The sequence below is a fragment of the Zoogloea sp. GDB6 genome (genome assembly GCF_056724105.1).
Window position 1 is genome coordinate 2,702,084 of record NZ_CM161497.1, and the last position, 13,008, is coordinate 2,715,091.

Consider the following 13,008-nt stretch of genomic DNA (forward strand, 5'->3'; position numbering starts at 1 on the left):
GGGGATGGACTTTGCAGTCAATTTTGACCAGAATGACTGCCAAATGGCGCTTATGCCGCAGGAGCCACTGATGACGACCGCCAGCCTGAATGTCTCTCCCGTCTCAGCCGTAACGCTGCTCGGCGGCGAAGGCGTGCTGCACGCCCGGCCCCGGGTCACCATGGACTGGATCCCCTTGGTGCGCCGGGGCCTACCCTCGGCCTGTGTGGACGCGGTGGTGCGCATCACGCGCATCACGCAGAGCGATCTGGCCCATGCCCTGGCCATCCCCGAACGCACGCTGGCCAGGCGCAAACGCGAAGGCGCCCTGTCCCCCGAAGAGTCGGCCAAGCTCGTGCGCTTTGCCCGCGTGGTAGAGCGCACCGAGGTCGTCTTCGAGGATGCCGATGGCGCGCTGGACTGGCTCCAGAGCGCCAATGCAGCGCTGGGCGGCGTCACCCCGCTGTCGCTGCTGGACACCGACATCGGGGCCGACAGCGTCATGGACACCCTCGGGCGCATCGAGCACGGAGTGTTTGCTTGACCCGAACCGTCTGGCGCATCACCACCGCCCGGTTTGCGCAGACGGCATTCAGCGGTGAAGGCGCCCGGCTCTACGGCGGACGCTGGAATCCGAAAGGCTGGGAGGTGGTTTACACCGCCGAATCCCAATCCCTGGCCCTGCTCGAGCTGATGGTGCAGGACGGCCCGCTGCGCGCCCATTACGTGCTGATCCCCGCCCACCAGCCTGCGGACCTGCCGGAAACACGCATCGACGCCAAGCAGCTGCCGGACGACTGGCGCACCATCGGCGCCCGCGACGTCCTGCAGGCCCTGGGGCAGGCCTGGCTGCAGAGCATGCAAAGCGCGGTTCTGAGCGTTCCCAGCTCGGTGCTTCCGACAGAGCGTAACTACCTGCTCAACCCCCGCCATCGGGATTTCAGCCGTATCACGGTGGGCGACCCCCAGTCACTACAGACCGATACCCGCCTGCTGCGCAATCTTGGCGGGCAGGCGTGACCGTCCGCAGCCATCGCCCGCCCGCTTGACGAGGCATTGCGCCCGGCCGGAAATCGTCTTTATTTCGTTACATTCTCACGTTGCGGCGCCGCATCCATCGGCGCAAGATTCGCCCGTCTTCATTTCAGGAGTGTCCCTGTGGACAGCCCCAGTAGCCCGTCGTCCATCAGCTTGAACGAACCGGCAAGGTAACCGCAGAGTCACATCCTGCCGCTACCTTGCCTGAACAAGGCGGGTAGTGGCGCCGGAAAGTCGAGTCCTCGGCCTTTCCCCACCGCTTCCCAGTCGTCAGTACCACGCCATGCCCATCGCCGGCAGGCGTGCTGCCATTCCGCGTTCCTGGAAGGAAGGAACACGGGGGGAGGTTTCCATGCGTCTCACGTTTCTCAAGGAACTCTTTGCGGCATTCGTCCGCAGCCGCGGCTTCGGCCGTCACTTCCGTCGTCTCGCGCTGCTCGACAGCCTGTCGCGTACCACGGTCAGCCGCGAAGTCCCGCCATCGCTGGCCCAGACCCTGGCGGCGGCGGCCCGCAGCACACCGGACAAGCTGCTCAAGCAGCTCGACAGCCATCCCGACGGCCTCAGCACCGCCCAGGCCGAGCTGATCCGTGCCCAGGTCGGCCTCAATCAGGTCGAGCAGGAGAAGCCGCTGCCCTGGTGGCTGCACCTGTGGCACTGCTACAAGACGCCCTTCGACCTGCTCCTGACCCTGCTGGCCGTCATTTCCTACGTCACCGAGGACATGAAGGCCACCCTGGTGATCGGCACCATGGTCGTGCTGTCGGTGGCGATCCGCTTCTGGCAGGAACACAAGTCGAACATCGCCGCCGACAAGCTGAAGGCGATGGTCAGCAACACCGCCACGGTGATCCGCCGCGACCTCAGCGAGGACGCGGCCGAGGACGCCCGCCGCTACTTCGACATCCAGCTGCACGTCCACCCGGCCCACCGGGAGGAAGTGCCGATCGCCCAGCTGGTGCCCGGCGACCTGGTCGCCCTGTCGGCCGGCGACATGATTCCCGGCGACTGCCGCGTGCTGTCGGCCAAGGACCTGTTCGTCAGCCAGGCCGCGATGACCGGCGAATCCCTGCCGGTGGAGAAGTTCGCGCGCCTGCGCGACCTGTCGGCAACCAATCCGCTGGAGCTGGACAACATCGTCTTCATGGGCACCAACGTGGTGTCCGGCTCGGCCACAGCGGTGGTCGTCGGCACCGGCGCGCGCACCTACTTCGGCGCCCTCGCCCAGCGGGTGACCGCCACCGACCGCGCGCCGACCCAGTTCCAGGCCGGCGTCAACAAGGTCGCCTGGCTGCTGATCCGCTTCATGTTCGTGATGTCGCCGCTGGTGCTGTTCATCAACGGTTTCACCAAGGGCGACTGGACCGAGGCCTTCCTGTTCGCCATGTCCATCGCCGTCGGCCTGACCCCGGAGATGCTGCCGATGATCGTCACCTCGACCCTCGCCAAGGGCGCGGTGATCTTGTCCCGCCAGAAGGTCATCGTGAAACGTCTGGACGCGATCCAGAACTTCGGCGCGATGGACGTGCTGTGCACCGACAAGACCGGCACCCTGACCCAGGACAAGATCTTCCTGGCCCGCCACACCGACGTGTGGGGCGAGGAGTCGGACGACGTGCTGGAAGCGGCCTATCTCAACAGCTACTACCAGACCGGCCTCAAGAACCTTCTCGACGTGGCGGTGCTGGAGCACACCGAGGTGCACCGGGAACTCAACCCGGCCAGCAACTTCCGCAAGGTGGACGAGATCCCCTTCGACTTCCAGCGCCGCCGCATGTCGGTGGTCGTCGCCGAGCATGAAGATCATCACCTCTTGATCTGCAAGGGTGCCGTCGAGGAGATCCTGGCAGTGTGCGCCCGGGTCCGCCACGGCGAGGCCGACGAGGCACTGACGCCCGAGCTGCTGGCCCGCGTGCGCGAGGTGACCGCCGACCTCAATGAGGACGGCCTGCGGGTCGTGGCCGTCGCCGCGCGGGAGCTGCCGCCCAATAAGGAATCCTACGGCGTCGCCGACGAGGCCGGCTTGACCCTGATCGGCTACGTGGCCTTCCTCGACCCACCCAAGGAATCCACCGAGCCGGCCCTCAACGCCCTGTTCGCCCACGGCGTGAAGGTCAAGGTGCTGACCGGGGACAACGAGCTGGTCACCGCCAAGATCTGCCGCGAGGTCGGCCTGCCGACCCAGCAGGTGCTGCTCGGCTCCGACCTGGAGCGCATGGACGACGCCCAGCTCGCCGAAGCCGTGGAGACCCACGACATCTTTGCCAAGCTCACCCCCGCCCACAAGGAACGGGTCGTCCGCGTGCTCAAGGGCAACGGCCACGTGGTCGGCTTCATGGGCGACGGCATCAACGACGCGCCGGCTCTGCGCACCGCCGACATCGGCATCTCGGTGGACACTGCGGTGGACATCGCAAAGGAAGCCGCCGACATCATCCTGCTCGAAAAGAGCCTGATGGTGCTGGAGGAAGGCGTCGTCGAGGGGCGCAAGACCTTCGCCAACATGCTCAAGTACATCAAGATGACCGCCAGCTCCAACTTCGGCAACGTCTTCTCGGTACTCGTGGCGAGCGCCTTCATCCCCTTCCTGCCGATGCTGCCGATGCACCTGCTGGTGCAGAACCTCCTCTACGATTTCTCGCAGGTGGCGATTCCCTTCGACAACGTGGATGAGGAGCTGGTGCGCGATCCCCAGCGCTGGAACCCGGCCGACATCGGCCGCTTCATGCTGTTCTTCGGGCCGGTCAGCTCGGTGTTCGACATCACCACCTACCTGGTCATGTGGTTCGTCTACGGCGCCAACACACCGGAACACCAGACCCTGTTCCAGTCCGGCTGGTTCGTCGAAGGGCTGATGACCCAGACCCTCGTCGTGCACATGATCCGCACCCGCAAGATCCCCTTCGTGCAGAGCCGTCCCGGCGGCCTGCTGATGATCGCCACCGGCCTGATCATGGCTGTCGGTGTCTTCATCCCGATGGGGCCGGTCGCGCACTACTTCAAGCTGCAGGCGCTGCCGTGGTCCTACTTCCCCATCCTGGCGGCGATCCTGGCCGGCTACATGGTGCTGACCCAGGCCATGAAGGCCTTCTACAGCCGGCGCTTCGGCTGGCAATAACGTATGCATGATCGGCGCGGCGGGCGGCGGTCATGCATTCCGGAGAGGAATGCATGCTGACCAAAAACTCGGTTGAGCCCACGCATCGGCGGTCGTAGGCTCAAGGCCATCCCGATACCCCCTGCCCCAATCATGCAAGCAACACCCATCACTCCTGAAAAGGTGCGCATCCCCGCGGTGGATGGCTTCCGTCTCCAGGCCCACATCTGGGCGCGCAGCCCCAACGATGGCCACGGTCCCGCGCCGGTCGTCGTCATCAACCCGGCCACCTCCGTCCATAGCCGCTACTACAGCCGCTTTGCGGATTTTCTGCATGGCTGGGGATTCAACGTCATCACCTACGACTACCGCGGCATCGGCGGCTCGCGGCCGCACAGGATGCGCGGCTTCGAAGCCAGCTGGCTGGACTGGGGCAGCAAGGACTTCGAGGGCGTGCTCCGCTTCGCCAGCCAGCGCTTCGCGGGACATCCCATCCACGTCGTGGCCCATAGCGTCGGCGGCTTCCTGGTCGGCATGGCACCGTCGAACCACCTGATCGAGCGTGTTTTCACGATGGGCTCGCAGTTTGCCTACTGGCGGGACTACGCCGAGCACAAACGGCTGGCGATGTACCTGCGCTGGCACGTGGTGATGCCGGCCCTGACCGCCCTATTCGGCTACTTTCCCGGCAAGCGGCTCGGCTGGCTGGAGGATACGCCGCGGGGCGTCGTGCGCGACTGGGTCGCGCCCCACCCCCGCTTCGAGGACATCTACCGCTCCGGCCCGCAGGCCCTGTTCGACCGAAGCGCGCACGCAACTGGTCGAATCCTTTGCCCGCGTCACCGCGCCCACGCTGGCCCTATCGACCAGCGACGACGAGTTCGGCACCGTGCCAGCCATCCACCGGCTGCTCCGCTACTACGAGCGCAGCCCATCCACCCACCTGCGCATCGAGCCGGAGGACCTCGGGCTCGAGTCTATCGGCCACTTCGCCTTCTTCAACGCCCGTTTCGCCGACTCCCTGTGGCGCATCCCGCTGGACTGGCTGCGCGATGGCGCGCTGACGGACGACCTGCCCTACCGGCAGATCAGGCTGGAGCCGCTTCGGTAAGGCGTGCCTCGGCACGGAGCCGCTGGCACGTTCCATCTGCCGGCTCCCCGTTTGCAGCGCCGTCACCAGCACCGACGAACACCCGCCATCCACCGCCGGAATCACCACATTGACGCGGATGCCGTGGGGCGCGCCCTCCGCCGCCACGATGGACGCCACCACCGCATCCAGCGGCTCGCGGCGGCGACCACAGATCACCACCGTCGCCACCTCCTGCGCAAAGCGGATCGCGGTTGCCACGCCAATGCCCGTACCACCCCCGGTAACGAAAGCGACCTTGTCCTGCAAGCGAAAAGCCATTGTCTGTCTCCTGGACCGGCCCACCCGCCCCGGACGACGGACGGTGCGTAATTGGAAGTTCAAGCCGCGCCCGGACGGCACAAGTCCAGCCCACCCCGGCCCAGCCTGCGAGGAGACGCAGCCTATTAGGGATGGACGGCGCAACCATCGTCCGATGGGACTAGGGGTGTGCTACAGCGCTGCGAAGTTGATGTATGGCGGCGTGAACAAGAGATACGGCGCGTGCGAGATCAACGTGCACGGCCGTGAGATCAACATTGGCGCGCGTGAGAAGAACTTTCAGGCGTGTTACCTCTTCGTGCACGCTTAATGTTGGCGCGTGCACGTTGAGCGTGCACCGGTGTGAGGTCTTCGTGCACCGGTGCACGGAGAAGTTTGGGGTGGTGAAGGTCTTGGCTGGTGAGTGCACCGTCAGGTGCAGCTGAGGGACTTTGGATGCGGTTGGGATGGAGGACGGCTTTGAACGGGCAAGGTGTCAAGGCTTTGCGCGTGAATCACGCTCACACTCAGCCTATGCGGAAGTGACGAAATTCATAGCGAGTACCCACATTGGGATGAAATGCTATAGGGCGACATCTCTCGGATTGATGGGAAGTAGGTAAATGACAGATATTGACCTGAAGTGGAGGATTGCTGAAGAAACAACCGCCATCCACATTCAGCGAAGCACATATTAACTGCTCGCACAACATGCCGAAAGATTCATCGACTGACTATATTTGCCTGCGTTTTGTTGAGAGTGAAAGCAATACTCAAAAAAACCAACACTTTTATTTAAGGCAGACATTATCACACGGCAGTGCAATAGTTCAAAAAAACGCTATAGCCACAGGAGCTCTCATGGAACCGAAAATCTCCATCAACAAGCTTGGTGAATACATGACGGCAACAGCGTCGCGTCGAAAGCAAATTCTCAGAGATCAAAAAAGCCCTTCGACATTCAAGGTTGCCCGCTACAAGGATGCCCGAGAGACAATTGTAGAATTCTTGGAGAAAGGAATGACCGATGAAGAAAAGGCTCTTTCCATTGCATTTGAACTAAGAAACGACCAATCGGGAACTGACTTTGCCATACAAGATCGCCAACTATCAGCTGAAGCTATTGAAGATTTTTTGCCTCTTTCGGAAGAAATTGAGCTCAACGATCTATCTGTTCATGGCGGCAACGCCTTTTCCATGGAAGTTATGGATTTCGGAGGCACAAAGGTCTCAATGAGACCCGATGCCCTCTTGAAAGACAAAGAAACTGGAAACGTTGTCGGCTGCGTGAAGCTCAATTTCTCAAAATCATCCCCACTACAAAGCAAATCGGCTGAGTATGTGGCCACAGCACTTCGCGCGCACCTAGAGACCAACCTATCTAACCCCCAAAGTGTCGATCCCGGAAAGTGCTACGTTGTTGACGTCCCTACAGGAACGGTCTGTACAGCACCTAAGTCAAATAAGAAAAGATTAAATGACTTAACCGCAGCTGGTGAAGAGATTTTTGCACGCTGGAGCAGCGTTTAGTCTTCTGCATTAAAAGCACAAGTGCGTCAAATGAAAATAGCTTTATCCACTTTTAAAGATTCATCTCCATTCGCAATGGAGAACGGACTTCATTTTCTTATGTTTTGTTTTTTAAACAGGAAAAAATTGAGAAATTTGGCATGAGCGACGCAATAAAGGAGTTTGCACAGAAACGCGGGGTTAAATACCTGCTGCATTTTACTCGTGTCGATAATCTGGCTTCAATTTTGCAACGTGGCCTTGTAACGCGCGACATCTTGACTGGAGAGACAGGTATAGTCTTCAACGACCTTCTTCGCCTTGATGGTACAAATGCAGTTTGTTTGTCGATTGGATTTCCAAACTACAAAATGTTTTACCGCCTTCGGATAGAGAACCCAGGTGTAAGTTGGGTAATTCTGGTGATTTACCCCCATGTTCTTTGGCAGTTGCCATGTGCGTTTTGTAGGACAAACGCAGCATCTAGCGACGTAACCCAAGAATCGTTGGAGTCTCGAAAAACGGCCAAAGCTTTTGAGGGGATGTACAATGACTGGGAAAACAAATCTCGGGATGCATTACAAATCCCGGACTTTTATCCTACAAATCCGCAAGCCGAAGTGCTCTTACTCAACGGCGTACCGAACAAATTCATCTATTCAGTAATAGTGAACAATGAAGCACTAAGAAGTGAGTTGCAGAAGCAAAATCCAGATGTAAAATTCTTCCACAACAACGACTTCTTCTATCCTCGTACGGACTATGCGAACTGGAAGTGATTTTTAATCATGGCATCAAGGCCAATCTTTGCTCCTACACTAGAGGGGGGGCTATTAGTTCAAACCTATTATGTAGATTTTAAGTGGCACCCAGGGATGGCGATAAGTCAGTCCCAAAAATCAATAGCTTCACTGCACGAAGCAGCAAAAAATAATTTCAAAATTAGTCCAATCCTTGAAATATCTAGCAAATCTCCTGATGAGCTAGGAGTGCAACTAAGCGCATTTAATCTTATGATTAAAACGGTAAAACAAGGCCGACATTTTAGTCTTGAATGCGCCTATCAAGCCAGCAAAGTCTTTGAGAACGGCGGACCTTTTGTTGATTTGCTCAATAAGAAATCTATTGAAGCAAAGCGAGACCCAAGACTGCACTCGTCTGGGCGTTTAATTGGTTTTAATTTTTATGGCGTAGATTGGGATCTGGAGCCACGAACCGCGTTTTATGACTGGCTTTATATTAACGCACTGCACAAACACCCAAATTTCGCTGAGAAGATTTTGGATTACAAGGCGTTTTCCGACATAGCCTTCAATCCAGATAAATCAGTTAATTGCCAAGCGTATGCCGCCGCCCTGTACGTTTCTCTCTACAAGAGAGGGTTGCTTACAAACCAGTTTCTAAAAGAAAAATCTCTTTACCTCGAAGTTGTTTCCAACGGTTCAATTAGCAATGCACACGAAGACACAAGAGCCCAAGAAAAACTTCTTTGATTCTTATAAATTTATAACCTAAGACCTAATTTTTCTGACTTACACCATCACTAGAGGAGCCAAGAAGCACAGATCCCCTTCCCTCACACCCCTCGTTTTCAATCTCAACGCCATATACATAAAAGTCATCATCGTTGGAGCCGGAAAATTGGCGAAGGAATTGCTCGGCTCGCTGGAACTGGATACGCGGCTTCAAGTCGTTTCGTGGGAAAAACGGACTGCGGACGATGGGCAGGCCATTTTGATCCATGCGGGGTCGGGGCGGGAGTTGGCGGCGGTAAGTGCGTTCTGCGAGGAATCTGGATCGCCGCTGATCCAGCTGCCCACGGGGGCATGCACCGCCTCGACGATGCGCGCCAGACCGCTGGCGTACGGCGTATCCCGCCGTGCCCGATATTGACGTCTTCGACGCACGATGGGATTCCACCAATTCGATCTTGTAGCCCTGGAACAGCGACCCCGACGCCTCCAACATCGCCATGAGCTTGACCATCAGGATGTTCGTGTTGGGGCACAGCACCACCGGAAAGCCGAACTCCCCCCGACGTCCGCCCATCAGCTGGAGAATCGGGTTTATCCGGTGATGGAGTTCATCGCCGATGGGTGGTTGTGATACCTCTCCTGCCCGCCTAATTTGCGCAATCCCCCGCTTGACGCACTCTTGATGCAAGCCTGATACTCGCCGCCGTCACCTAGACAGTGGTGACCGGGATTGGAACCCCGGACAAGCAAAGGCCGATAGGGCCGCGTTTTTCGCGGCTTTTTACTTCGGCTGCATGGTTACGCCTGTCCAATGGCGGGCCGTGCAGGGCAGCCGCAAGGCTGGCCGGTTCCTTTGCCCGGTAGTTCCAACCCTGCACGGTTCCGCCGCCCTCATTGGAACGGGGGCTGCGGAGACTCAACCGCAAAGGAGCATTAACCATGACCATTCAAGTCCAAAGGCGTGCGCGTCCGCGCGTGCCGATTGCATCTGCTTTCCCTGCTTGCCCCTCTTCCCGTTCGATATACAGCGCACGGAGGGCGACGGCATGAATACACCCTTGAACTTCCCTGCCCCCGCTGCGCCGCTCTATGTGCTGGCGAACAACGTGGACACCCTCACTCTCGTCGATCAGCTCAGCGCCCGCCTCGCGCAGCTGCAGGCCATGCTCGCGATGACGCGCAGCAACGCCGGCGAGATGTTCCGGCGCATGGATGTGGAGTACCAGGAGCACTACCTGTGGGCCTGCGGGATGATCGCGGACGAGGCCCGGGACTTGATGAGGCTGGTCGAGGGGCGCAGTTTTGCCGGCGCCGATGACCGGCGGGAACGCGAACGCGTGTAGGGAAGCACTGGCCCGGCGGCGCAAGGCGTGCGGCCGGGCCAGGTCTGTTTGCTGCAGGGGTACGGCCCTGCCAGCGATGCGCGGTCGATCACGAGGCGGCACATCACGTTGCCGCCAAGCATCCACTCGATGACACCTTACCCATATGGCCAGCGCGGTTGTATTTATATCACGTTATGATCTAATTATCGGCAGCGCGAGGGCATCTCTCTATCCATGCAGGCCGTAGAGGCGACGCTCTTCACCGCTGGCAGTACGCAAATAACTATCAGCAGGAGCCAAAGCTCCGCGAGTCGTCACCCCCGAACCCCAACGGAAGAGCCATGGATACCGTCACTATCTTGCTTTCTTCATTCATCCTGTCAGTCACAGGATTGTTCGTTTTCATCTGGTCTTTGCGCAGGAATCTGTTCGAGCGCAACGCCAAAGGCGCCCGCACGATCTTCGCTGCCGGGGAAATTGGTCATGTCGAGGATCCGGGCGCCACGCAGGCCGGCATCTCGGCCCTGCAACGCGTGGTGGCGCATGGTGGTGCCGATACCACACAGCCGGATCAGGGCGCGCTCCGCGCCCGGCTCGAAGCGGATCGCTCGAGCGCCAAACCGGCGTTCATCTTCCTGTGCTGCGCTGTCGTCTGGTTGGTGCTGGCCTCGTTTGCGGGGCTGACCAGCTCGCTCAAGCTGCATAACCCGGACTGGCTGACCAATACGCCCTGGCTAACCTTCGGTCGAATCCGAACGCTGCACCTCAATGTCGTCGCCTACGGTTGGGCGCCCATGGCTTCATTCGGCATCGCCATCTGGATGCTGCCGCGCCTTCTCAAGACGAAGCTGGCCGGAGGACGCTATGCCATGCTCGGGGCCGTGTTGTGGAACGCGGCCTTGATCGCCGGCCTGGTCTGTATCGGCAACGGCATCAACGACGGCATGGAGTGGCTCGAGATCCCCTGGCAACTGGGGCTGTTCATTGTGGCCGGTGGGGCGATGATCGGGTTGCCGCTGATCCTGACCCTGCATCGACGCACCGAAAAGCACCTGTACGTGTCGATCTGGTACATGGGCGCGGCCCTTTTCTGGTTCCCCATCCTGTTCGTCGTCGCCAAGTTCCCCGGGCTGCATTTCGGGGTTGAACAGGCCACCATGAACTGGTGGTTTGGCCACAACGTGCTGGGGCTTTTCTATACGCCGATGGCCTTGGCGACCACCTATTACTTTTTGCCGAAGGTGCTCGGCCGCCCCATCCAGTCCTACAACCTTTCGTTGCTTGGCTTCTGGGCGCTGGCCTTCTTTTACGGCCAGGTCGGCGGCCACCACCTGATCGGCGGCCCGGTGCCGGAATGGATGGTGACTCTGTCGATCGTCCAGAGCGTGATGATGATCGTGCCGGTGCTGGCCTTCACGACCAATCAGTTCCTGACGCTCCGTGGCGTTCTGGCCGCCATTCCCCATTCCCCCACGCTGCGCTTCATCGCGCTGGGGGGCTTGATGTACACGCTCAGCTCGATCCAGGGCTCTTTTGAGGCGCTGCGCAGCGTCAACACCATCACGCATTTCACGCACTTCACCGTTGCCCATGCCCACCTGGGGCTCTACGGATTCGTGACGATGGTGATGTTCGGCGCGATCTACTTCGTGATGCCGCGCATCATGGCCTGGGAGTGGCCCTATCCGCGCCTGATTGAATGGCATTTCTGGCTGGTCGTTGTCGGCTTCGCGATCTATTTCGTCGGCCTGACCATCGGCGGCGTACTGCAAGGTCTCGCCATGGTCGATGCCACGCGTCCGTTCATGGATTCGGTGACGGTGACCCTGCCCTATCTGGAGGCACGTTCAGTCGGCGGCGCGCTGATGACGGCCGGCCATCTGGTGTTTGCCTTCCATTTCGCGGCCATGGCCTTGCGTTATGGTCCCAAGCGTACCGGCTCGGTCATTCTCGGCAACCCTTTTGCGGCCTGAATCATGGAAAACGAATTCAAGCTCATCTCCGGCGCCCTGGTCACCCTCGCCGTTTCCGCCAGCGCCCTGGTCGTCCTGCCCTATTTCCAGCTGCAGTCGGTCCAGCCTCCCGAAAAGCTCAAGGATTACAGCCCGGAAGAAGCTCAGGGGCGTCAGCAATACATCAGCGAAGGCTGCGTGTACTGCCATTCCCAGCAACCGCGCGATGCCAGCCAGGCTCCGGATGCCAAGCGCGGCTGGGGCAGAGCCCCCGTGCCGGGCGACTACTACTACGACAAGCCCCACCTGCTGGGCACCATGCGGACAGGCCCCGATCTGTTCAACATCGGCGCCCGCCAGCCGAGCATCGACTGGCAGCTCGGCCACCTGTACCAGCCCCGGGCCTATACCCCGAACAGCATCATGCCGGGCTTCCCGTATCTGTTCGAATTGAAGGCGCAGGCCGCAGAAGGCGACAAGGTAGTGACGCTTCCCCCGGCGTTCGCGCCGGCCAAGGGCGTGATCGTCGCCAAGCCTGAGGCCATCAGGTTGGCCAAGTACCTCCTGTCGCTTGACCACACCTACCCCATTCCAGACGCCGCACAGGCTAAATAGGAATTCAGAGCCATGACCTTACATTCAAAACGTGGGCAGGCCATTCATGACGCCCATTTGCGCGAAAACCCCGAACCCCACGAGTCGTCGACGCCGATTCCCGTGCTCCTGCTGGGCTTGGTCGCCATTTTGCTGGGCTGGGCCATCTATTACATTGCGACTGCGAATCCACGTACTCCGCCGCAATTCGGTGACCGGCGCACCCTGTCGGACCTTTCCGCCAGCGTAGCGGCCGCACCTGGCGCGGCAGTGGACGGCGCGCAGATCTTTTCAGCGCAGTGCTCGGCCTGTCACCAGGCCACCGGGCAAGGGATTCCTGGCGTATTCCCCCCGCTGGCCGGGTCGGAATGGGCGACGGGAAAGGAGCGCCTGATCGTGCAAATCCTGCTGCACGGCATCGATGGTCCGATCACGGTGAAAGGCGCGAGCTATCAGGGCGCGATGCCGAATTTCGGCGAGAAGCTCAACGACGCCGAAATCGCTGCTGTGACGAGCTACGTCCGGAAACAGTGGGGCAATACGGCCAGCCCGATCAGCCCGGCTACGGTTGCGACCGAGCGTGACGCCACCAAGGCGCGTAGCAAGCCCTGGACGGGTGGCGACGAACTGGCGCAATTCCGCTAGCCGG

12 protein-coding genes and 2 pseudogenes are annotated in these 13,008 nt (G+C 59.9%); 13 read left to right on the plus strand and 1 reads right to left on the minus strand.

Annotated elements, in window-relative coordinates:
• The first annotated feature begins 70 nt into the window (after positions 1–70).
• The 5 genes and pseudogenes from parS to AC1PQG_RS12300 all read left to right on the plus strand — a co-directional run bounded on the left by parS (position 71) and on the right by AC1PQG_RS12300 (position 5,225).
• Positions 71–523, plus strand: coding sequence for a type II RES/Xre toxin-antitoxin system antitoxin (parS, locus tag AC1PQG_RS12280; protein ID WP_481122822.1), 453 nt, complete (start codon positions 71–73; stop codon positions 521–523).
• Positions 520–999, plus strand: coding sequence for an RES family NAD+ phosphorylase (locus AC1PQG_RS12285; RefSeq protein WP_481122823.1), 480 nt, complete (start codon positions 520–522; stop codon positions 997–999). Before parS ends, AC1PQG_RS12285 begins: the two co-directional genes overlap by 4 nt.
• A 370-nt stretch (positions 1,000–1,369) precedes the next feature.
• Positions 1,370–4,135: a magnesium-translocating P-type ATPase gene (gene mgtA, locus AC1PQG_RS12290; protein ID WP_481122824.1), complete on the plus strand. Its 2,766-nt coding sequence runs from the start codon at positions 1,370–1,372 to the stop codon at positions 4,133–4,135.
• Between the two features lie 132 nt (positions 4,136–4,267).
• A pseudogene (locus AC1PQG_RS12295) lies at positions 4,268–4,693 on the plus strand (alpha/beta fold hydrolase); the annotation flags it as partial.
• Between the two features lie 310 nt (positions 4,694–5,003).
• Positions 5,004–5,225 carry a hypothetical protein gene (locus AC1PQG_RS12300; protein WP_481123067.1) on the plus strand — a complete coding sequence of 74 codons (222 nt, stop codon included), beginning with the start codon at positions 5,004–5,006 and terminating at the stop codon, positions 5,223–5,225.
• A 168-nt stretch (positions 5,226–5,393) separates the two neighbouring features.
• Here the strand turns inward: AC1PQG_RS12300 and AC1PQG_RS12305 are convergent.
• A pseudogene (locus tag AC1PQG_RS12305) lies at positions 5,394–5,525 on the minus strand (SDR family NAD(P)-dependent oxidoreductase); the annotation flags it as partial.
• Between the two features lie 630 nt (positions 5,526–6,155).
• Here AC1PQG_RS12305 and AC1PQG_RS12310 point away from each other — a divergent pair.
• The 8 genes from AC1PQG_RS12310 (at position 6,156) to AC1PQG_RS12345 (ending at position 13,004) form a co-directional block, all read left to right on the plus strand.
• A complete protein-coding gene (locus AC1PQG_RS12310; RefSeq protein ID WP_481122825.1) occupies positions 6,156–7,034 on the plus strand; it encodes a hypothetical protein in 879 nt (292 codons plus the stop codon).
• 140 nt (positions 7,035–7,174) lie between these two features.
• Positions 7,175–7,792 (plus strand): DarT ssDNA thymidine ADP-ribosyltransferase family protein, encoded by a 618-nt coding sequence (locus AC1PQG_RS12315; protein WP_481122826.1) that lies wholly within the window; start codon positions 7,175–7,177, stop codon positions 7,790–7,792.
• 9 nt (positions 7,793–7,801) lie between these two features.
• Positions 7,802–8,506, plus strand: a complete 705-nt coding sequence (locus AC1PQG_RS12320) for a DarT1-associated NADAR antitoxin family protein (RefSeq protein ID WP_481122827.1) — start codon at positions 7,802–7,804, stop codon at positions 8,504–8,506.
• Positions 8,507–8,654: 148 nt separating this feature from the next.
• Positions 8,655–8,906 (plus strand): hypothetical protein, encoded by a 252-nt coding sequence (locus AC1PQG_RS12325; RefSeq protein ID WP_481122828.1) that lies wholly within the window; start codon positions 8,655–8,657, stop codon positions 8,904–8,906.
• 628 nt (positions 8,907–9,534) lie between these two features.
• Entirely contained in the window at positions 9,535–9,831 is a 297-nt protein-coding gene (locus AC1PQG_RS12330) for a hypothetical protein (RefSeq protein ID WP_481122829.1), read from the plus strand.
• Positions 9,832–10,154: 323 nt separating this feature from the next.
• Complete coding sequence (locus AC1PQG_RS12335) at positions 10,155–11,786, plus strand: cbb3-type cytochrome c oxidase subunit I (protein WP_481122830.1); 1,632 nt, start codon at positions 10,155–10,157, stop codon at positions 11,784–11,786.
• A gap of 3 nt (positions 11,787–11,789) precedes the next feature.
• Positions 11,790–12,380, plus strand: coding sequence for a cbb3-type cytochrome c oxidase subunit II (locus AC1PQG_RS12340; protein WP_481122831.1), 591 nt, complete (start codon positions 11,790–11,792; stop codon positions 12,378–12,380).
• A gap of 12 nt (positions 12,381–12,392) precedes the next feature.
• Positions 12,393–13,004 carry a c-type cytochrome gene (locus tag AC1PQG_RS12345; RefSeq protein WP_481122832.1) on the plus strand — a complete coding sequence of 204 codons (612 nt, stop codon included), beginning with the start codon at positions 12,393–12,395 and terminating at the stop codon, positions 13,002–13,004.
• The last annotated feature ends 4 nt before the right edge of the window (positions 13,005–13,008 follow it).

What these genes read in the sequence shown, in the direction of transcription:
- parS (WP_481122822.1), top strand. Translation starts at nt 71, where the DNA reads ATGACGACCGCCAGCCTGAATGTCTCTCCCGTCTCAGCCGTAACGCTG.
- mgtA (WP_481122824.1), top strand. Translation starts at nt 1,370, where the DNA reads ATGCGTCTCACGTTTCTCAAGGAACTCTTTGCGGCATTCGTCCGCAGC.
- AC1PQG_RS12315 (WP_481122826.1), top strand. Translation starts at nt 7,175, where the DNA reads ATGAGCGACGCAATAAAGGAGTTTGCACAGAAACGCGGGGTTAAATAC.
- AC1PQG_RS12320 (WP_481122827.1), top strand. Translation starts at nt 7,802, where the DNA reads ATGGCATCAAGGCCAATCTTTGCTCCTACACTAGAGGGGGGGCTATTA.
- AC1PQG_RS12330 (WP_481122829.1), top strand. Translation starts at nt 9,535, where the DNA reads ATGAATACACCCTTGAACTTCCCTGCCCCCGCTGCGCCGCTCTATGTG.
- AC1PQG_RS12335 (WP_481122830.1), top strand. Translation starts at nt 10,155, where the DNA reads ATGGATACCGTCACTATCTTGCTTTCTTCATTCATCCTGTCAGTCACA.
- AC1PQG_RS12340 (WP_481122831.1), top strand. Translation starts at nt 11,790, where the DNA reads ATGGAAAACGAATTCAAGCTCATCTCCGGCGCCCTGGTCACCCTCGCC.
- AC1PQG_RS12345 (WP_481122832.1), top strand. Translation starts at nt 12,393, where the DNA reads ATGACCTTACATTCAAAACGTGGGCAGGCCATTCATGACGCCCATTTG.